Raw genomic sequence first — 19,563 nt, 5'->3', positions numbered from 1 at the left:
GGGGAGCTTTTTTTAATATGTAGGACATACATTACAAAGTATAAAGTGATATGATGGAGGAGATGAAGAAAATGGAGAAGAGCCTCCTGGCATTAATGAAAAAGGGCGGGCTTATTTTGTATGGAAGGCATGGGGCAGCAACGGTTGGTGTAGATCAACCCTATGGTACATTTCATAGTTGTCAAAATCAGAGAAACTTATCAGAACAAGGGCGTAGGGAAGCTGTTTATTTTGGTCAAATGCTACGTTATTGGCAAATCCCTATCCTTTCTCCTATTGCAACAAGTCCATTTTGTCGAACAATTGAAACCGCTCGGCTGGCATTTCCAAATTACGATGTACAAATTGTGCCCTTTTTGTATGACATCTATAAGTTAGGTGGCGATCTTCCTAGCAGTGAGCAAACTAGAATATTAACAGCCCTTTCATCTATGCTGGAAATAATTCCGCCACAGGGCATGAACAGTGTAATCATTGGCCATAGCTTTCCTAGAGATGTGGGACTTGGCATCCTCCCCGATATGGGAACGGTAGTAATACGGCCAAAAGGTCCAGGTCAAGGATATGATATTGTGAAGAAATTAACTTTAGAAGATTTAGCAAAAATAGATTCCATTTGAGAAGAGGGACAATATGAAGATCAAAACAGTTTCACAGTGCACGTTAGAAGAAGTATTGAAAGCATGGAATAAAGGCTTTGAAGGATATTTTGTTGAAATCAACATGACGGCAGAAATGTTTTTGCATCGATTAGTTGGGGAGGGGCTGTCTCCAACGCATTCTATTGTTATTTTTGACCAGGATGAACCAATTGCAATCGTTCTAAACGGTTTCCGTATCGTCAATGGCAAGAAAACTGCTTGGAATGGTGGCACAGGTATTTCACCAGACTATCGTGGTAAAGGAGTTTCCCGTTTATTAATGGAAGAAGCCCTAGCTATCTACGAGCGAGAACAGGTGGAGATCGCTACGTTGGAAGCGATCAAAGAAAATAAGGTTGCCATTGCGTTATATGAGAAATATGGCTATGCTATTTCCAACCAATTGCTATTTTTAAGTGGGGAATATGAAGGGGAATTTGAACATACAGCTCGCATTCATATAGAAACTATTCGCCCTGAGCAACTACCCCATTTCCCGTTCTATCAGGAAGATGTGCCGTGGCAATGTAGCTGGCAGAGTGTGAAACAGGGAGAAGCCAAGATTTTTTATAACGACGATAATAAAGCACTGGGCTATATGCTATACAAAACCGTTTGGAATGATAGTGGTGAAGTGGAGCGAATACTACTCTACCAATTAGAGATACTTGAAGATCGACATCAAAATTTACTACCCAACTTTCTCGAAAGCGTCATAACATGTCCAGTCCAAATGACGGCTGTTAACTTTTTAGCTAATAATCCCGCAACTAGCTTTTTAATAAAGAATGGCCTAAAGGTGACGACAGAGCAGGTACAGATGAAAAAGCAATTTTAAGCAAACTATTGTAATAAAGAACCCGGAATAAAAAATGAAGAACATGTCTTTTATTGAAATAGCGAGCCTCCGGAAGTAATGGATGGCTCGCTCTTCTATTATTCTACTGTTACTGCTAGTTCTTTAACAATGAAAGAGGGAGAACCATGGCCACTTGGTAAGAAGTACAGATCTGAGCTAATGGCTTGTATATCTTTTAATAATGTGAAGAAATTACCTGCAATGGTCATTTGTTTGACTGGTGAGGCAATTTGACCATCTTGAATATGGAATCCTCTAGCTGCCACTGAAAAATCACCAGAAATACTATTTGTTCCTGAATGAAGTCCTGATAGATCCGTAATAAGCACACCTTCAGTTAAAGAGTGGATTAATGAGTCCTGTGTCTCTTGGCCGGGTGCAATATAAAAGTTTTGTGGGGCGACAGACAAAGTGTCCTTATAAGATTCTCTTTGTGCATGACCTGTTGACTCACAGCCGTCTTTTTTGGCTGTTTTTCGATTGTGCAAGAGTGTTTGTAATGTGCCATCGGTAATTATGGCTTGTTGTTTAGTGGCAACACCTTCACCATCAAAATTGCCTCCTGATAACGCTTCAGGATGATACGGTGCAGTGATGAGTGACAATATGTCAGAAGCCACTTGCTGTCCTTCTTTGCCTTTTAGCAATGACTGATTTTTTTGTGCCTTCTCAGCGGAGAAAATCGGCATAAAGGTACTTAGTAATTCCGCTGCGGCATCATGACGGAGAATGATGGGATATTTGCTTGAAGGGATGGATTGCTCACCTAAATGGGCGAGAGCCTCCTCAGCAGCAGCCTTGGCAATAGCATCTACATCAAGGGAATGAAAATCTCTTGTCATTTTCAAATAACTACCAGCTTTTAATTCGTCACCTTGCTTGACAACTGTGGACAGGAAGAGGACTAAGCCGTTTTCCTTATGTGATAAAGATAAATTTTTACTATTCGCTAAAGCACGTTCAGTTGAATAGTATTGAAGTATACAATAATCGAGCGTTATAATGCGGGGATCATACGCTCTGATTTTTTGCTCTATAGCCTTTAAACATTCAATCTTTTCTGGAATACTCACTGCTTCTAGTTCTTCATTAAAAAAAGAATGTTGAGCGTATTTCTCGCTACCCTCAAAAATAGAGAGATCTTCAGGCTCATCGAGTACATCCGCATTGGCTTTCACCTGATCAATTAAAAAAGCGATAGAATCATCATCTATTTTTTCTGTATATGCATAGCCCATCTTTCCATTATAGAGTCCTCGAAGACTGAGACCGCCATCGTCTGATGTTTCATAGCTATCCAATTCACCTTCATAAAGTGTGCACTGAAATGAAGTTTTCTGTTCATAATAGACTTCTGCTTCTGTTAATCCAGCTTCTACTGCTTGTTGTAAAAGATTTTTTTGGTATTGTGTAATGCTCATAGTTTATTCCCCCTTTGTTCCACCAACAGTTATTTCACTCACGCGAATCATCGGCTGACCAACATTGACAGGAAGGCTACCACTTAGTGATCCACACATGCCGGCTCCGTGCGCAAGATTATTGCCAACTCGATCAACTAGCTGCAATGTTTTAGCTCCATTGCCAATAAGGGTTGCCCCTCGCACAGGTCGTTCAATTTTGCCATCTTTGACGATATAAGCTTCCATTACCGCAAAATTATAATCACCAGTGGAAGGGGAAACTTGTCCACCACCCATAAATTTTGCATAAATTCCGTATTCTGTAGAAGCGATAATATCGGCTGGCGTAGATGTGCCAGGTGCGATAAAGGTATTCGTCATGCGTGATGTTGGATTAAATCGGTAGGATTGTCGGCGTGAAGAGCCTGTTGGCTGCGCATTCATGCGTCGAGCATTAAATTTATCAATTAGGTAGCCCTTTAAAATACCATTTTCAATTAAAACATTTCTCCTTGTTTTTTCTCCCTCATCATCAATATTAAGCGAACCCCATTCATTCGGAAGTGTGCCGTCATCAATATATGTAACAATTTCAGGAGCCACTCTTTCCCCAATACGATTCGCAAAGACAGAATTATTTTTAGCAACAGCTGTTGCTTCTAAGCCATGGCCACAAGCCTCATGGAAAATAACGCCACCGAATTCATTATCAATGATGACAGGGAATTTTCCGCTTGGACATTCATCTGCATGAAGCATCGTTACAGCAATACGTGCAGCTTCTCCTGCGTAATGATTAAGATCCAGTCTTTCAATAAATTCAAAGCCTGCATGGGCACCAGGACCATAGAAACCTGTTTGCACTTCAGTACCTTCTTCAGCAGTTGCTCGCATGCTCAGCCTACTATAAATACGTGTGTCCTCTACAAATTTACCTTCAGAATTAGCGATTAGTACGTTCTGCTGTTCGTCTAAATAACGGACAAATACTTGACTAATACGGGGGTCATAATTTCTAGCGATTGAATCTGCTTGTCGCATGATAGCGGTTTTCCTGCTGTGCTCCACAGTATTAGGCATACGCAGGATTTGATGAATAGGTGTCACCATCTCCTTATGAAGAGGGTGAATAGTACCTGACGCACCACCTTTGATAGCTAGTGCTGCTCGTTTGGCTGCTGCCAATAAGCCTTCCTCTGAAAAATCATTAGTGTAGGTATAGATACTTTGAAGGCCTGAAAAAATTCGAATGCCAATACCAAAATCACGTCCAGCAATACTTTGATCGATTTGTCCGCTTTGTAAAACGAATTCATTAGCATACTTATCTTCAATGAAGATTTCAGAAAAATCACCACCTGTAGCGAGAGCTGCTTCAAGCACATTTTCTATAATGGATTGTTTAATCATATAAATTCCTCCTTTTCTTGATTATACCAAATTTTTAAAAAGTTCTGTATTATTCTATATTTCTAGATTGGTGATATACAAATTTATGTATATTGCCAATAAAATTTTTTATGACATAATTTTTATGCAATTTCACCAAACTAATTTGCCAGGAGACAATGATTTTCAAAAGTATCGCGTAGCTAAATCCACCTTAGTGGTTGGGATTGTACCTCTGATATTGTGTGGAGATCGCTACGTTGGAAGCGATCAAAGAAAATAAGGTAGCCATTGCGTTATATGAGAAATATAGCTATGCTATTTCCAATCAATTGCTATATTTAAGTGGGAAATATGAAGGGAAATTTGAACATACAGCTAGCATTCATATAGAAACTACTCGCTCTGAGCAACTACCTCATTTCCCGTTCTATCAGGAAGATGTGCCGTGGCAATGTAGCTGGCAGAGTGTGAAACAGGGAGGAGCCAAGATTTTTTATAACGACGATAATAAAGCACTGGGCTATATGCTATACAAAACCGTTTGGAATGATAGTGGTGAAGTGGAGCGATTACTATTCTACCAATTAGAGATACTTGCCGATCGACATCAAAATTTACTACCCAGCTTTCTCGAAAGCATCACAACATGTCCAGTCCAAATGACGGCTGTTAACTTTTTAGCTAATAATCCAGCAACTAGCTTTTTAATAAAGAATGGCCTAAAGGTGACGACAGAGCAGGTACAGATGAAAAAGTAACTCTAAGCAAGGTAGTAAAGTATAATAAATCAATTACACTCTGCCTTGTGTGGACACAATAAAAAAGACTTCCATTGCACATAAAGCACATAGGAAGTCTCTTAAGAAAAAATTATGTGTCCTATTCAATAAGTTGAGAATTTAACGTAGCATCAATATTAATACTATCAGTATTTGCCTTGAGCTTCACTGAATTGGACGAGTTCGATAGTGTATAAGATCCATTTACTACAGTCAGTATTTTAGCAACATATTCTGTAGATGAGTTCAGTGGCGTACCAAATGCATCCAAGGCTATACTAAGCTCTTGACTAACATTAGATAGACCATTTGAATTAATTATAGTACTATTATTGAAACTTTGAATACTAGTAGCATCCTCTAGTTTGAAACCATCTGCAATATCTTTAGGTAACATAAATACTCTGTACTGTGTTACATTCTGTGCATTCTTGACATTGAAGCTAATTTTAATATCGGAATAGTTAATTTGTTCTCCATGAACACTTAGTGACACATTCTCCACTGCTATAGGTGCTGTACGCTCCACTAAAGTAATGGAAGGAGACGGGAATGATAGAGTATACATCTCCTTGGAATTTCCTGTACCAATTGACAATATAAACACACGGTATTCATCACCATTAGTTATAAGTCTTCCATCTATATCTCTACTTCCAGTCCCCAATCTCATACTATATTGACCTTTGATTAAATCTGTATAATTAGTAATTTTAACTGCTGTGTTCACATCAAAGCCGTTTGCCTTTGATGCAGGTACAACAAGAATACGATAAGAGCTTATATTTGATTCATCGGAAGGTTTCGTGAACGATACTTGTAAATCTCGACCATCTCCATAATCACTAATATCACTTACTGAAACATTGCTTACCGCTTGAACGGCTTTGCTCTTACTAAGTGTGATTGCCGATGAGGCAGGAGAAAGAGCATAGGCATTTGAAGAATTTCCGTTCGCAACAGTTAATACATAGACACGATAGCTAATTCCTTCCGTGATATAGTTACCTCGTACATCTCTAATCCCCTCCAATGTCCTAGCTGTTACTATACTTCCACCTTTACTCTCTGTGAAGTAATAAGGACTGCTATTAGCTTGTGTAAGGTTATAGTTGCTGTAATAAGCTGTTGGCACGACTAGAATGCGATAATGATTGACATTCGATTCATCTGATGGTTTGGTAAACGTTACCTGCAAATCACGGCCATCCCCTTTATCATCTATATCTGCAACAGTTAGATTGGTAACAGCCTGCACATTGTAGTTCTTGCTAAGAGTAATTGTAGATGTAGACGCTGATAGCGAATTGTTTCCTGTAGAATTTCCATTTGCTACTGACAGTACATAAACACGATAGTTAGTACCTTCTTTAATATAATTACCTCGCACATCACGAGCATTTTCTGATAAAACCTGCTCATACGTAGTTTTTCCAGATTTGTTGACAGTTACATAATTGTTGCTTGAAACACTATTGGCATCTGCGAGACTGAAATTATTGTAAGTCGCTGTAGGTACAACAAGAATGCGATAGTGATTAATATTTGACTCATCCATAGGTTTATTGAAGGAAATGGAAAGGTCACGACCATTGTTATAATCGCTAACATCGTTGGCAGTGAGATTTGAAACTGCACCAACATTGTTACTAAATAGCGTTATTGTATTGGAAGCTGAAGATAACACATTGTTTGCTTGGCTATTACCTATGGCCATAACGAATACTCGATAATTAACTCCATTCTGTAGAAGGGAACCATCAGTATCTCTTGCCCCTGTGGAAAGAACCTGACTAATATTATAACCTGTCTTGTTCACTTGCGTATAATAAGCGTTAGACAAACTGTTCGCCTTCGTCAATGTGAAATTCGAATAGTTGTCAGCTCTTACAACAAAAATTCTGTAAGAGTTAATAATGGACTCATCAGATACTTTATTGAAACTAACTCTTAAATCACGTCCATCTCCAAAGTCGCTAACATCATCGACTTGCGTAATAACAGGAGTAGACACTTTATTTGGATTAAGAGTTACTGAGGATGAAGCAGAAGACAACTTATTACTATCTAAATTCGTATTGCTTACAGACAGGACAAATGCTGTATAAGGTACACCGTTTTTAATATAATCACCGGAGATATCACGTGTCGAGGAAGATAGAGTTCTTGTCAACGTACTATCATTGCTTCCCGTTTTATCCACCGTTGTATAGTAGTAGTTTGATAAATTATTCGCGTTAGTAAGACTAAAGTTGTTTGCATCCTTGGTTTTTACGATAAACACACGATAATTGGAAATATTGTTGTCACTCTGCGGACGAGTAAAGCTAACCGAAACGTCACGTCCATCTCCGAAATCGTTAATATCACTAATCTTCACATTAGTTACCGCTGTAACAGCAGACAAGTTTGTTAGTGTAATCTTCGATGAAGAAGTAGATAATACGTTTGAATAAGAACCTTTTCCTTTAGTAAGTACATAAACCACATAGGGTTGATCATTTCTAATGTAATCTCCGTCTACATCTCTAGAATTCTGTGATAATGTTACGGTACGATTTGAAGCTGATGTCGATACCACCGTATAATTAGAAGAAGAGACTTTTAAAGCAGAAGACAAATTGAAACTTTTTGAAGCTTTCACAACCATAACTCGATAATGATCCACATATGACTCAGTGGACGATTTGGAGAAACTAACTTCAAGGTCTCGCCCATCTCCATTATCATTAACATCTCGAACAGACAAATTGCTTACTGGAGAAATACTAATATTACTTGGAGTATCAGATTTTATGATTACAATCTGCTCTTTTGAGTTCCAGTCTACATCCTGACCAAGTGCCTCACTAACAAAGCGGACTGGTACCATTGTTCTTCCTCTCAATATTTGTGCCGGTACATCAAGTCTAACTGTCTGGTCATTTATTGTAGCTACCTTCGATTTAATCTTTAGTTCTACCGTTGTATCTCCTTTAATACCTGTAACAGTTTGATTCTTTTGATCCCAATGCACTCTAGCGTCTAATGCCTCAAAGATTGCTCTAAGTGGCAGCATAACCCGCCCTTGAATCATTGCTGGAGGCTGGTCAGTCTTTAATTGGACCCCATCTACATAAATTGTAATGGCTTTAGATGCTTGTGCGGTCGCCGGTTGCAACAATAACGGTACAACAAGTATCGTTGCAAAGAGTAAAGTCAAGATTTTCTTCATAAATTCCACCTTTCCTCATGCCTTTTGTTTAATTTAGCATGAACATTACATCTAATTTAACGTATCAAAAGTACAAAAGTTTCATCCTTTTACCTACTAATGAAAATTTAACCAGTATGCATACATTTTAGCTGAGTTTACAACTCTCTTGCCTAGAAAGATGTGAGTTATGGAATCGCTTCTAGGGGAATTTTGGTAGTTTTTTTACTAGAATGAAGTGCAAAATAATCTTTATTAAATAGACTTCGCATTATGCTAAGAAGTAATATCTTTAACAGTTGTAACATAATTCCCTTCTTTAAGAGGCAAACTAATGGAAAGACAGAGGAAGGTGAAGAGATGCAGCAACCATATAATGCTGGTGATATAGTTTATATTTTTTATCGCAATCCACATATTCAGGATGTAGCGAATATACAGGAAGCGGCGGTAGTCAATCATCCAGAGCAACCAGAGGAGCTAGCTCTATTTTTATTCGAAACCTATTATCCGATCACGAATGATATGTTAATTTTTTCGAGTGAGATGGCAGCTGAACAAGCCTATCATCAGTATTTTCACTAGGAGGTGGACATGATAAAGCCTTTTACACCTCAGCTTGTCTATTTTGAACCCGATGCACTTCAGTATCCATTAGGGCAGGAGCTCAAAGAGAAGTTTGAGAAAATGGGGATTGAAATTCGCTATACGACGTCGCACAATCAAGTAAGAAATCTGCCAGGAGACAATGATTTTCAAAAGTATCGCGTAGCTAAATCCACCTTAGTGGTTGGGATTAGAAAGACGTTAAAGTTTGATACATCGAAGCCTTCAGCAGAATATGCCATTCCATTTGCAACAGGCTGTATGGGCCATTGTCATTATTGTTATTTACAAACGACAATGGGCAACAAACCTTATATTCGTACGTATGTAAATGTCGATGAAATTCTAGAGCAAGCTGATCATTACATGGCCGAAAGAGCTCCTGAAATCACACGCTTCGAGGCATCTTGTACCTCTGATATTGTAGGGATTGATCATTTAACACATACATTGAAACGTGCTATTGAGCATTTTGGGCAAAGCGAGCTTGGCCAATTGCGGTTTGTTACGAAATTCCATCATGTAGACCACCTATTGGATGCCAATCATAATGGCAAGACAAGGTTTCGTTTTAGCGTTAATGCAGATTATGTCATCAAACATTTTGAGCCAGGTACATCCCCACTTGCAAAGCGCATAGAGGCGGCAGGTAAAGTGGCAAGAGCTGGATATCCACTTGGATTTATTGTGGCCCCTATTTATCTCCATGAAGGGTGGCAGGAGGGATATTACCATATGTTTGAACGATTAGATGCAGAGCTACCTAAGGATGTACGCGATGATATCACATTTGAGTTTATTCAGCATCGCTTTACAAAGCCAGCTAAACGAGTAATTGAAAAAAATTACCCGATGACGAAGCTAGAACTCGACGAAACTGTGAGAAGGTATAAATGGGGCAAATATGGAATTGGCAAATATATTTATCAAAAAGAAGAAGAGGAAGATATTAAAGAACATTTATATGGCTATATGCAAAAGTTCTTTCCACAAGCGAAGCTAGAATATTTTACGTAACTATGAGAGAGAACAATATGTTTTCTCTCTATAGTAATAATTGTGCTATATATGGTTCAATAAAACGACGATCTGTTAAATTTTGTGGTAAATGGCTCAGTGAGAAATAGCGCATCGTCTCTGATTCATTGTAATCAATCACTAAATCACCGTGAACATTTCTTGTATAATAGACAGCTGTAACAGAATATAATTCATCTCCATTTGACACTTTAAGATAGCAATCAGGTCCAGAAAAAACACCCAGTAACTGTAAGTCTGAGATGATCAGACCTGTTTCTTCTAACACTTCTCTTTCGGCGGTATTTTCTAAGCTCTCACCCAATTCCATTAAGCCACCTGGAAGCCCCCAGCCGCCATCATATCTTTTTTGTAGTAACACTTCGTTTGCACTATTTAACATGATGACAACAGATCCAGGTAAAATAATCGGTTGATGTCCTACGTATTGTCTTAAAAATTTATAGTATTCCATGATAACATCCTTTTCTTTAATTGATTTTCCCTCTGTATGAATTAACCATAAAATGAAAAAATCCTGCTTATGTTCATATTTGTATAATCCAAAAAGCAATGGTAACGCTAATGAAAAAGGGGAGAAAATAGAGTGGATTCATTCCAAGTAAATTGTTGGTCAGAGCATGAAGAGCTAAAGGTTGTCATGCTTTGTGCACCTTCAATTGCAGATGTCTCAGATTTAACGATAGCGGAGCAGGTAGGTTGGAGTGATACGGTTAATCATAGTAAGGCACTCGAAAGTTTCATGGCACTAAAGATGATATTAGAAAACGCGGGGGTTAAAGTTATAGATTACGCAAAAGAACTTCCTATTGATCAGCAGTTATTAAGTGAACAGTTGATTAACCGTTATTTTGTACGTGATCTTGCGTGTGTTATCGGCAATCGAATAGTACCTGGTAATGCAGGAAGCTCACTAAGGCAACCAGAATATCCTCTTGCTCATGCACTTTTAGAAAAATGGTTTCCCCAACAATTGATGCCAATGTTGCAACCACTACATTCATTCGAGTGTGGAGATGTGTTGATTTTAAATAAGGATGCTGTACTTATTAATCTCGGTATGCGAACGACAATAGAGGCTATCGAAGGTATAATGGAAACTATTTTACATGAGGGATTTTCTGAAATCGCAGTCATTGATTTACCAAAAAGCAATGATACGCTTCATTTAGATATGAATTGTAATGTTGTGAACAAGAATTTGGTCATCGCTAAAAGTTTTGTTCGTTATTTTCCAGTACAGGTGTTGACAGCGCAAAGCAGACGTTTTGATATGGTGGAATCATTTTTAAAGCATCATGGTTTTGAAGTTTTCTGGCTAGACTCCTATAAGACAATCCCTGATATTAATTTTATTAACCTAAATCCTGAAACATTAGTGATTAGCAAACAGGCATCGAAACAGCAATTATTGGCACATCCACTACTAAAGAAAAAGAACTTGCTTGAGGTTGATGTCACAGAGCTTGAAAAAGGCGGTGGTGGAATTCGATGCATGACAATGCCATTGGTAAGAACGTAATGAAAGGCTGATAATAATGACATCAAAAACAAGTAAAGGTAGAATGTCTTGGTGGCAGCTTTCACTTCTCGGTATCGGCTGTACATTAGGAACAGGCTTTTTTCTTGGAACAAGTATGGCCATTCATAAAAGCGGACCAGCCGTGCTCATTCCTTTTTTATTAGCAGCCATTTGCACGTATATAGTTTATGATGCTCTTGTCAAAATGTCTGTGGAAAACCCTGATAAAGGCTCCTTTCGTACTTATGCCAAGCAAGCCTTTGGACGATGGGCAGGGTTCAGTAATGGCTGGGTATACTTGATGTCAGAGTTATTAATCATGGGAAGTCAGCTGATGGCGCTCGGAATTTTTACGAGGTTCTGGTTTCCAGCACTGCCACTCTGGATTTCTGCAGCGATTTATGCCGTACTAGGATTAGTCGTGATTCTAACAGGTATGAAGGGCTTTGAAAATTTCCAAAATATCTTCGGAGCTTTAAAAGCTGCTGCCATTATCATGTTTATTATCGTTGCCGTTATTATCATCATGAAAGGCACGCAAGCAGCAACTCTGGATTCATTACAAGCTAATTATGAATCCTTTTTTTCACAAGGAATGAAAGGAATATGGCTTGGACTGCTCTATGCCTTTTATGCCTATGGAGGAATTGAGGTAATGGGGTTAATGGTTATCGATTTAAAAAATCCGCAAGAGGCGCCGAAAGCAGGAAGAATTATGCTTGTTGTCATAACAATCATCTTTATCCTAGCTATTGCACTTGCATTGGCACTTGTATCATGGAAAGACTTTGCGATAGATGAAAGCCCTTTTATCACAGCACTTCATGGTTATCATATACCTTTTGTAGCAGATATTTTTAATGGTGTATTAATCATTGCTGGTTTTTCAACAATGGTCGCTTCGCTTTACGCGGTTATCACCATTCTTATAACACTGGCAGAGGATCATGATGCTCCAGATATTTTGGCGAAAAAAGGGAAAATGAAAGTGCCATTTCCCGCCTTTATTTTTTTAACGAGTGGTTTAGTCATCACGATTGTTATTGGCTTTCTGATGCCAGAAAAAATTTTTGAATATTTAATTACCGCAGCGGGTTTAATGCTAATCTACAACTGGCTCTTTATTTTAGTGACCTATAGGAAGCTCATGGCATTATCAAAGTGGGCCTATGTGAAAAATAATATAGGGATATTACTCATTATAGTGACGGTGTCTGGGACTTTAGGCGAAAAAACAAGCAGACTCGGTTTTTATGTGAGCCTGCTCTTTATTGTTCTAATTGGATTGGCGACCTGGTTCGTCGTGAAAAGGCAAAGGAATATTACGCAATGAACCATTTTCCTGTGACATCCGTAAAAAAGGGCATTTGGATGGACTTTGATTATCGTCACTTAAAAAATACTGCTTCCATTCATAGCTATCCTCTTGTCCATACCATTTTAAATCAGGATGTCCTGGAATTTGGTCATAGTCTACAATGCGTTGGCGGATGAGCTTTTTCATTTTTTGTCCAAATGCAGTAGAGTCGTTTATATCATTAAATATCCAGCGAGGTTGAATGGCCATTAACAAAGTAGAAAAATGACGGCTCTTCCGCAATTTATGTGCTGGTGTAGCACAAGAAATAAAATAGGGTTCCCCGTTAAAGCAAAACTCCCATTCATTATGGACTGGATCTGTCGGTATTTCTTCAGGCCAAGCTACCTCATCTATGTTGGTTAAATGGTTTAAGACTGACCAAAATAACTGTTGATAATCCTCCACCCTAAAGCTTTCTAGCATATCAAGAGGGGTATGAAAAAACACTGTAAGGGTTGTATATTTTCCACAAGATCGCGAGACTTTCGCGTATTCCTTTAAGCACTGTGCTAGCAAGTTAATCGATTGCTCCTCCCGTGAATCGCCAACAAAACTATAACGTAAATGATTAGATAAAAAGCCCATTCTGGCTGGTATACACGGAAACGTATTTGCTTCATCAGCAATCGTGGCAGCAAAGTCATTATAGGCAGACTGTTGCCATAATGGAAGTGCTTCAAAATGATCCTCAATCCACTTCCTATCAAACACTACACCTTCCACTTGAGACTCCTCCTTCTACTCACTTTTATACTATTAAAGAAAAAGCAAATGGGTTACGAATCTGTCGCAAGTATACGAGGTATTCTTTTGAGAGACTGATCAATCAATGCAAACACAAATGGACTTTATTTTTCAAACCGGAGTATGAGGCGGAATGGAGCTAATAAGGATCACCACGAGCCAGGAGATGAGCGGTATTGAGCCAATAAAGATCACCTTGAGCAAGAGTATGAGCGGAATTGAGTCAAAGGTGATCACCTTGAGCAAGAGTATGAGCGGAATTGAGTCAAAGGTGATCACCTCGAGCTAGGGTATGAGCGGCTTTGAGCAATAAGGATCACCTAGAGCAAGGATATGAGCGGAATGGAGCCAAGAATGATCACCTCGAGCAAGGGTATGAGCGGAATGGAGCCAATTATGATCACCTTGAGCAAGGATATGAGCGGTTTTGAACCAATAAGGATCACCTCGATCAAGAGTATGAGCGGAATGGAGCCAATTATGATCACCTTGAGCCAGGATATGAGCGGAATGGAGCCAAGAATGATCACCACGAGCCAGGGTATGAGCGGAATTGAGTCAAAGGTGATCACCTCGAGCTAGGGTATGAGCGGAATGGAGCCAATAAAGATCACCTTGAGCCAGGATATGAGCGGAATGAAGCCAATTATGATCACCACGAGCCAGGATATGAGCGGCTTTGAGCCAATTATGCTCACCACGAGCAAGAGTATGAGCGGTATTGAGCCAAGAATGATCACCACGAGCAAGAGTATGAGTGGTTTTGAACCAATAAGGATCACCTCGAGCAAGAGTATGAGCGGAATGGAGCCAATTATGATCACTTCGAACAAGGATATGAGCGGTTTTGAGCCAAGAATGATCACCTCGATCAAGAGTATGAGCGGGATAGAGTCAAAGGTGATCACCTCGAGCAAGAGTATGAGCGAAATGGAGCCAATAAAGATCACTTTGAGCCAGGATATGAGCGGAATGGAGCCAATTATGATCACCACAAGCCAGGGTATGAGCGGTATTGAGCCAATAAGGATCACCTCGATCAAGAGTATGAGCGGAATGGAGCCAATAATGATCACCTCGAGCAAGAGTATGAGCATAATGGAGCTAAGAATACTCACCACGAGCAAGAGTATGAGCGGTATGGAATCAAGAATAATCACCACAAGCAAAGGTATGAGCAATAATGCAACATCAACTACCTAAAAAGAACCAGCCTGCTATTGTAGGAAGCAGCTAGCGGCGTGGTCTTAAACTTTCTGTTGAAAAACCTTTTGCTCTAGGATGGTTAGGGCATGTTGGATTTCCTTTAGATCCTGTGGAGAAGCATGTTGAATAAGCTGGGAAAAGCGTTCCTCTATACAGGCGAAGGCCTCTTCCATCATTTTTTCACCTTCATTGGACAAGCGAACATATTGCTTTCTTCGGTCTCCGGTGTCGTTAAATTTTTCAATTAGCTGTCGTTCTTGTAATTTTCGTAGTTCACGACTCGTATTTGGTAAGGACATGTGTTGGCAGTCACTAATTTCGGTTGGTGTGACAGGCTGGCTTACTTTAATATATTCAAGAATTTTATATTGTAGCGGTGTGATATTTGCATCCGTAACATTTTGTGTAAGATCGTGTGTTACTTGATGGATAGTGGCAGTAAACGATACAAATTGATGAAATAAAGAGCTTTTATTCATTGGGATCACCTCTACTGTCAAGATACCAAATAACTTATCTCAAAACAATTATCATTTGACAACTAAAAAGAGCTCGATTATTATTTTGTTATCAAATGATAAGTAATGAGGTGCACGAAATGAAAACACTAATTGTCTATACATACCCAAATCATAAAAGTTTAAATTATGCTTTTCTACAGGAAGTAATTAAGGGGTGTCGTGAGAATCCTGCCATCGAGGAGTTACAGATACTAGATTTATATGAAGAAGACTTCGATCCACGTTTAATGTTCCATGAGCACAAACGACGACGTGATATGTATCAGGATCCGAAGATGGAAAAATATCGCCAACAGCTTTCTTGGGCAGATCAACTAGTTTTTGTTTACCCGATTTGGTGGGGGAGGCCACCAGCTATGCTGTTAGGCTATATTGATCAATTATTTGCAGCGAACTTTGCTTATCGCGATACAAAGGGGTTATTTCCAGAAGGGCTCTTAAAAGGGAAGTCTGTTGTCTGTGTGTCTACAATGAAGGGGCCAACCAATTATCCATTTTTATGGTTGAATAACGCACATAAAATTTTGATGAAGCGTGCATTGTTTAAGTTTGTTGGGATGAAAAAAGTGAAGTTTTTTGAGTTTGGTAACATGGAAAGTAAGAAGGGGAAGCAACAGCAAAAATTGAATAAAGTATATCAATATTTTAGAAAAGTAGCTTACTAAAAAATAACTCGTGCAGAACGGTGTTAATCGTTTGCACGAGCTGAAATACTGACGATCGGTATTGTAATTAAAAATCTTGTCCATTCGGCTAGCTTGCTTTCCACAGTAATCGTTCCATTGTGCATATCAATAATTTTTTTAACAATCGCTAACCCTAATCCACTGCCACCATTTTTGGCTGTTCGGGATTGGTCAGCCTTATAAAATCTTTCAAAGATATGCATTTGTTGTTCCTCCGTTAGGCCAATGCCAGTGTCTTGAACAATTACGGTGATTCTATCTGAGTCCAACCTCATGGACAATGAGATGGTACCTTTATTGGGGGTAAATTTGATGCTATTAGTCAGCAAATTCATCCATACTTGGTTCATTAAATCCTCATCAGCTGTGATGCAAATGTTGTCAAGGTGGAGATCAAAGTCGAGCTCTTTTTCTAGCCAATTCGGTTCTAATGCGAGAACAACATTGCGCAATTGTTTATCTAATCGATATTGTTTAGGCTCAAAAGGATGATGCTGGGATTCTAATGATGTTAGTTTAAGTAAATTCTCACTAATTTTCGATAAACGATAACTTTCTAATTCGATAATGTCTAAATAATGTTGGCGTTTTTCCTCAGGCAGATTGATATTTTTTAGTGCCTTTGCAAAGCCATTAATAGACGTTAAAGGTGACTGTATCTCATGTGAAACGTTGGAAATGAACTCTTGACGCATTCTTTCGAGTTCGCCTAATTCAACGGCCATATGATTGATGCCATGAATTAATTGCCCAAATTGGTCTTCCTCATCTGCTTTCAAATCTAATTTGACATCAAAGTCACCTTTTGCCATGCGACTTAATGCATCTACAATCGTATCCCAATAGTTACGTTGTCGATTTAGCCCGATTAAAAAGATAATAGCGGCTGAACAGGCAAAGAGAACAAATACACCAATTACTGTTCCTAACTGTAGCCAAAATCCTTGGGGCTCTGCACCCAATCGACTATAAAGCCATGTGGTTGCATGATAGGCAAGCAAAGCAAATACAGTATTTGCAATGAGAAACAGGCAAAGGACCATGATCAACTTTAAAAAGAATCTTCGTTTTCTCATGTGGCTAGTTCCAAGCGGTAACCAAGGCCACGAATAGTGCGAATGACAAAGCCGCTAACTTCCTGTGGAAAACGCTCGCGTATTCTTTTAATATGGACATCGACTGTTCGTTCATCACCCTCATAATCAAAGCCCCAAATTTCTTCGATTAATTGTTCACGTGAAAAGGTTTTACCAACATAGCTTGCTAGTGTGAATAATAGCTCGAACTCCTTTAAACGAAGTAGAATAGTCTCCCCGTCCAATTCCACTTCATGCGTACTGCGATTCAATTTAACGTTACCAGCTTCTACAACCTGTGAGAGGGAAATGCGGTATCTTTTTAAAATGGACTTGACCCGCACGATGAGCTCGACTGGTTCAAATGGCTTCACTAGATAATCATCTGTTCCTAAATGAAAGCCCTTGACCTTTTGGGAGGTTTCTCCTTTAGCTGTTAGCATAAGGATAGGGAGATCCGTATCGAATGAACGTATTTCCTCACATAATGCCCAGCCATCCATGTTTGGCATCATAATATCCATCACAACCATATCCACTTTTTCAGCGGCTAATTTGGACAGTGCATCTACACCGTCCGTAGCCTCTATAACCTCAAGACCTTCATTTTGAAGAAATACTTTTACTAATTCTCGAATATGTGCATCATCATCCACCACTAATAGTTTTGTCATTTCAACAAACCCCTTTATTCATTCTCTTTAATACGTAATTGCTGCATGGCAAATTCACGATACATAGCATGTGTTTCAAAGAGCGTTTCGTGTGTACCACAGCCTGTAATATGTCCTTTTTCAATAAATAATATTTGATCGGCGTCTACCACGGTAGATAAACGGTGTGCAATTACTAATGTTGTGCGACCTTGCATTAAGTTGTCTAAAGCTTTTTGTACATAAATTTCTGACTTACTATCTAGACTTGATGTTGCTTCATCCAACATTAATATTTGGGGATTGCGTAGTAACGCCCTTGCAATCGAGATACGCTGACGTTGCCCTCCCGATAGCTTAATGCCTCGTTCTCCTACTTCTGTGTCAAACTTATCTGGCAGCTCATTAATAAATTGATCCGCATAGGCCATTTTAGCGACTCTTTCTAGCTCATCATCTGGGACGTCTCGCTCTATACCATAGCAAATATTTTCTCGAATCGTACCTGAGAGCAGAGCACTTTCCTGTGCCACATAGCCAATTTGACTGCGCCATGAATGGAGAGAGAAAGTTTCAATGGGGGTATCTCCTAGTGTGATGCTACCATTAGTTGGCTGATAATATCGCTCTAACAACGAGAAGGTTGTAGTTTTTCCGCCACCACTAGGCCCCACTATTGCTGTAACCTTGCCTGGTTCAATCGTGAAGTTAATATTGGATAAAATCGGTTCTTCAGCATAAGAGAAATCAACGTTTTTAACATAGATCGGTTGATTGATTTTTTCGACAGTTAAACCCTCATCAATATGTTCCTCTTCATGTTCCAGTAATGAACTAATTCGTTCTGTAGCCCCCATTGCTTTTTGTAGCTGAGTAAAGAACATTGTTAGTTGTGTCATTGGCATAATGATTTGGATTAAATATAAAATAAATGCCACCATATCACCAGCAGTCAGTTCCCCAGAGGAAACGCGAACACCACCATAGCCAATGATCGCTACTAGCACTGACATGAGAACGAATGAAATGAGCGGTGAAATCAGTGCATGAATTTTCGCTTCTTTTAAGCCGAATGTAAAAAGATTTGTAATGCCTTTTTTGCCACGCTCATATTCCACTTGCTCAGCATTCGAAGCCTTTACTAAACGAGTTTCAGGCAAAACTTGACTTAACACCGCTGTAAACTTCGCTGTTTCATCTTGCATACCTTTAGAAATCACAAACATCCGTTTACCTAGCAGCATTAAAATCAGCATTGCGAGTGGGACTGCAATTAGCATCACTAACGTCATTTTCCAATCTAAGATTAAGAGAATGATGATGGAACCAATAATCGAAATAACCCCAGATAAACAGTTTGCTAAATGTTCTGTAATGAGCTCTTTTACAACGGCTGTGTCATTCGTAACACGGCTTAATGTTTCACCTGTATCATGTTGATCATAGTAGGGTATGGGTAAATGTAAAAGCTTTCGCCATAACTGGTCTCGCAATCTAGCGACAACATGCTGACCAACACGATTTAAATAGTAGATGGATAATCCGCTAGCAATAGCTTGTGCGATAAAGGCAATACCGAGTACAATAATTTGCCAATAATCAAGTGATTCTAATGAAAAACCATCCACCAATTGTTTTGTAAAGAGTGGGACGATAAAGCCTACACCCGTCGTAGCTAAACTCATTACTAAAGCGATGACCAGTAACCAAATTGGGGGTTCGGCTCGTTTGATTAATTGGATAAAGCGTCGCCAATCTTTTTGATTTGTCTTGTCTTTTGATGTCTCTTGCAAAGAAATAAGCCTCCTTCAATGTATAAAACAACGTATTTCGTTTCTATGGCTTTACTATAGCATGCGTTTATGAACTGAATATGAAATGAAG

19 protein-coding genes and 1 pseudogene are annotated in these 19,563 nt (G+C 39.1%); 11 read left to right on the top strand and 9 right to left on the bottom strand.

Annotated features, from left to right (window positions below; genetic code table 11):
• Nucleotides 1-71: 71 nt before the first annotated feature.
• Both ABC382_RS07850 and ABC382_RS07845 read left to right on the top strand, forming a co-directional pair.
• Nucleotides 72-620 carry a histidine phosphatase family protein gene (locus ABC382_RS07850; protein ID WP_313470597.1) on the top strand — a complete coding sequence of 183 codons (549 nt, stop codon included), beginning with the start codon at nt 72-74 and terminating at the stop codon, nt 618-620.
• Nucleotides 621-633: 13 nt separating this feature from the next.
• Nucleotides 634-1,479, top strand: coding sequence for a GNAT family N-acetyltransferase (locus ABC382_RS07845; protein WP_313470596.1), 846 nt, complete (start codon nt 634-636; stop codon nt 1,477-1,479).
• 98 nt (nt 1,480-1,577) lie between these two features.
• Here the strand turns inward: ABC382_RS07845 and ABC382_RS07840 are convergent, their stop codons facing one another.
• The gene (locus tag ABC382_RS07840; RefSeq protein ID WP_313470595.1) at nt 1,578-2,921 is read right to left on the bottom strand and encodes a TldD/PmbA family protein; all 1,344 of its coding nucleotides are present in this window, start codon (nt 2,919-2,921) and stop codon (nt 1,578-1,580) included.
• 3 nt (nt 2,922-2,924) lie between these two features.
• Complete coding sequence (locus ABC382_RS07835) at nt 2,925-4,313, bottom strand: TldD/PmbA family protein (protein ID WP_322610437.1); 1,389 nt, start codon at nt 4,311-4,313, stop codon at nt 2,925-2,927.
• Nucleotides 4,314-4,455: 142 nt separating this feature from the next.
• On the opposite strand from ABC382_RS07835, the pseudogene ABC382_RS07830 reads away from it, so the two are divergent.
• Both ABC382_RS07830 and ABC382_RS07825 read left to right on the top strand, forming a co-directional pair.
• Nucleotides 4,456-4,521, top strand: a pseudogene (locus tag ABC382_RS07830) (spore photoproduct lyase family protein); the annotation flags it as partial.
• 31 nt (nt 4,522-4,552) lie between these two features.
• Nucleotides 4,553-5,053, top strand: a complete 501-nt coding sequence (locus ABC382_RS07825; protein WP_412926698.1) for a hypothetical protein — start codon at nt 4,553-4,555, stop codon at nt 5,051-5,053.
• Between the two features lie 121 nt (nt 5,054-5,174).
• Here ABC382_RS07825 and ABC382_RS07820 read toward each other — a convergent pair whose 3' ends face one another.
• Complete coding sequence (locus ABC382_RS07820) at nt 5,175-8,237, bottom strand: stalk domain-containing protein (protein ID WP_412926697.1); 3,063 nt, start codon at nt 8,235-8,237, stop codon at nt 5,175-5,177.
• Nucleotides 8,238-8,627: 390 nt separating this feature from the next.
• Here ABC382_RS07820 and ABC382_RS07815 point away from each other — a divergent pair, with 390 nt between their 5' ends.
• Together ABC382_RS07815 and splB are read left to right on the top strand one after the other, a co-directional pair.
• The gene (locus tag ABC382_RS07815) at nt 8,628-8,852 is read left to right on the top strand and encodes a transcriptional regulator SplA domain-containing protein (protein WP_274796428.1); all 225 of its coding nucleotides are present in this window, start codon (nt 8,628-8,630) and stop codon (nt 8,850-8,852) included.
• A 9-nt stretch (nt 8,853-8,861) separates the two neighbouring features.
• On the top strand, nt 8,862-9,890 hold the full coding sequence (gene splB / locus ABC382_RS07810; protein ID WP_274796429.1) for a spore photoproduct lyase: 1,029 nt from the start codon (nt 8,862-8,864) through the stop codon (nt 9,888-9,890).
• A gap of 28 nt (nt 9,891-9,918) precedes the next feature.
• Here splB and ABC382_RS07805 read toward each other — a convergent pair whose 3' ends face one another.
• Nucleotides 9,919-10,365: an NUDIX hydrolase gene (locus ABC382_RS07805; RefSeq protein ID WP_412926696.1), complete on the bottom strand. Its 447-nt coding sequence runs from the start codon at nt 10,363-10,365 to the stop codon at nt 9,919-9,921.
• 132 nt (nt 10,366-10,497) lie between these two features.
• Between ABC382_RS07805 and ABC382_RS07800 the strand changes: the two genes are divergently transcribed.
• On the top strand, nt 10,498-11,433 hold the full coding sequence (locus tag ABC382_RS07800) for an arginine deiminase family protein (protein WP_412926695.1): 936 nt from the start codon (nt 10,498-10,500) through the stop codon (nt 11,431-11,433).
• A 16-nt stretch (nt 11,434-11,449) separates the two neighbouring features.
• Entirely contained in the window at nt 11,450-12,766 is a 1,317-nt protein-coding gene (locus ABC382_RS07795; protein ID WP_312505563.1) for an amino acid permease, read from the top strand.
• Here ABC382_RS07795 and ABC382_RS07790 read toward each other — a convergent pair.
• On the bottom strand, nt 12,710-13,516 hold the full coding sequence (locus tag ABC382_RS07790) for a YqcI/YcgG family protein (protein WP_412926694.1): 807 nt from the start codon (nt 13,514-13,516) through the stop codon (nt 12,710-12,712). The genes ABC382_RS07795 and ABC382_RS07790 overlap by 57 nt on opposite strands.
• A 363-nt stretch (nt 13,517-13,879) precedes the next feature.
• Between ABC382_RS07790 and ABC382_RS07785 the strand changes: the two genes are divergently transcribed.
• Nucleotides 13,880-14,119, top strand: coding sequence for a hypothetical protein (locus ABC382_RS07785; RefSeq protein ID WP_412926693.1), 240 nt, complete (start codon nt 13,880-13,882; stop codon nt 14,117-14,119).
• A 12-nt stretch (nt 14,120-14,131) separates the two neighbouring features.
• A complete protein-coding gene (locus tag ABC382_RS07780; protein WP_412926692.1) occupies nt 14,132-14,740 on the top strand; it encodes a hypothetical protein in 609 nt (202 codons plus the stop codon).
• A gap of 44 nt (nt 14,741-14,784) precedes the next feature.
• Here the strand turns inward: ABC382_RS07780 and ABC382_RS07775 are convergent, their stop codons facing one another.
• Nucleotides 14,785-15,222, bottom strand: a complete 438-nt coding sequence (locus ABC382_RS07775; protein WP_341385867.1) for a MarR family winged helix-turn-helix transcriptional regulator — start codon at nt 15,220-15,222, stop codon at nt 14,785-14,787.
• A 119-nt stretch (nt 15,223-15,341) separates the two neighbouring features.
• Between ABC382_RS07775 and ABC382_RS07770 the strand changes: the two genes are divergently transcribed.
• Nucleotides 15,342-15,929, top strand: a complete 588-nt coding sequence (locus tag ABC382_RS07770; protein ID WP_274796436.1) for an NAD(P)H-dependent oxidoreductase — start codon at nt 15,342-15,344, stop codon at nt 15,927-15,929.
• A gap of 23 nt (nt 15,930-15,952) precedes the next feature.
• On the opposite strand, the gene ABC382_RS07765 is transcribed toward ABC382_RS07770, so the two are convergent.
• The 3 genes from ABC382_RS07765 to ABC382_RS07755 are packed head-to-tail and all read right to left on the bottom strand — an operon-like array spanning nt 15,953 to nt 19,472.
• Nucleotides 15,953-17,026: a sensor histidine kinase gene (locus ABC382_RS07765; protein ID WP_341385869.1), complete on the bottom strand. Its 1,074-nt coding sequence runs from the start codon at nt 17,024-17,026 to the stop codon at nt 15,953-15,955.
• The gene (locus ABC382_RS07760) at nt 17,023-17,700 is read right to left on the bottom strand and encodes a response regulator transcription factor (protein WP_341385870.1); all 678 of its coding nucleotides are present in this window, start codon (nt 17,698-17,700) and stop codon (nt 17,023-17,025) included. The genes ABC382_RS07765 and ABC382_RS07760 overlap by 4 nt, the downstream gene beginning before the upstream one ends.
• A 14-nt stretch (nt 17,701-17,714) precedes the next feature.
• A complete protein-coding gene (locus tag ABC382_RS07755) occupies nt 17,715-19,472 on the bottom strand; it encodes an ABC transporter ATP-binding protein (RefSeq protein ID WP_312505551.1) in 1,758 nt (585 codons plus the stop codon).
• Between the last annotated feature and the right edge of the window lie 91 nt (nt 19,473-19,563).

It is taken from the genome of Lysinibacillus phoenicis, from assembly GCF_047238325.1.
Classification (GTDB): Bacteria; Bacillota; Bacilli; order Bacillales_A; family Planococcaceae; genus Lysinibacillus; species Lysinibacillus irui.
The sequence above is the reverse complement of the archived record's forward strand: the minus strand, read 5'-3'. Positions and strand labels throughout refer to the sequence as shown.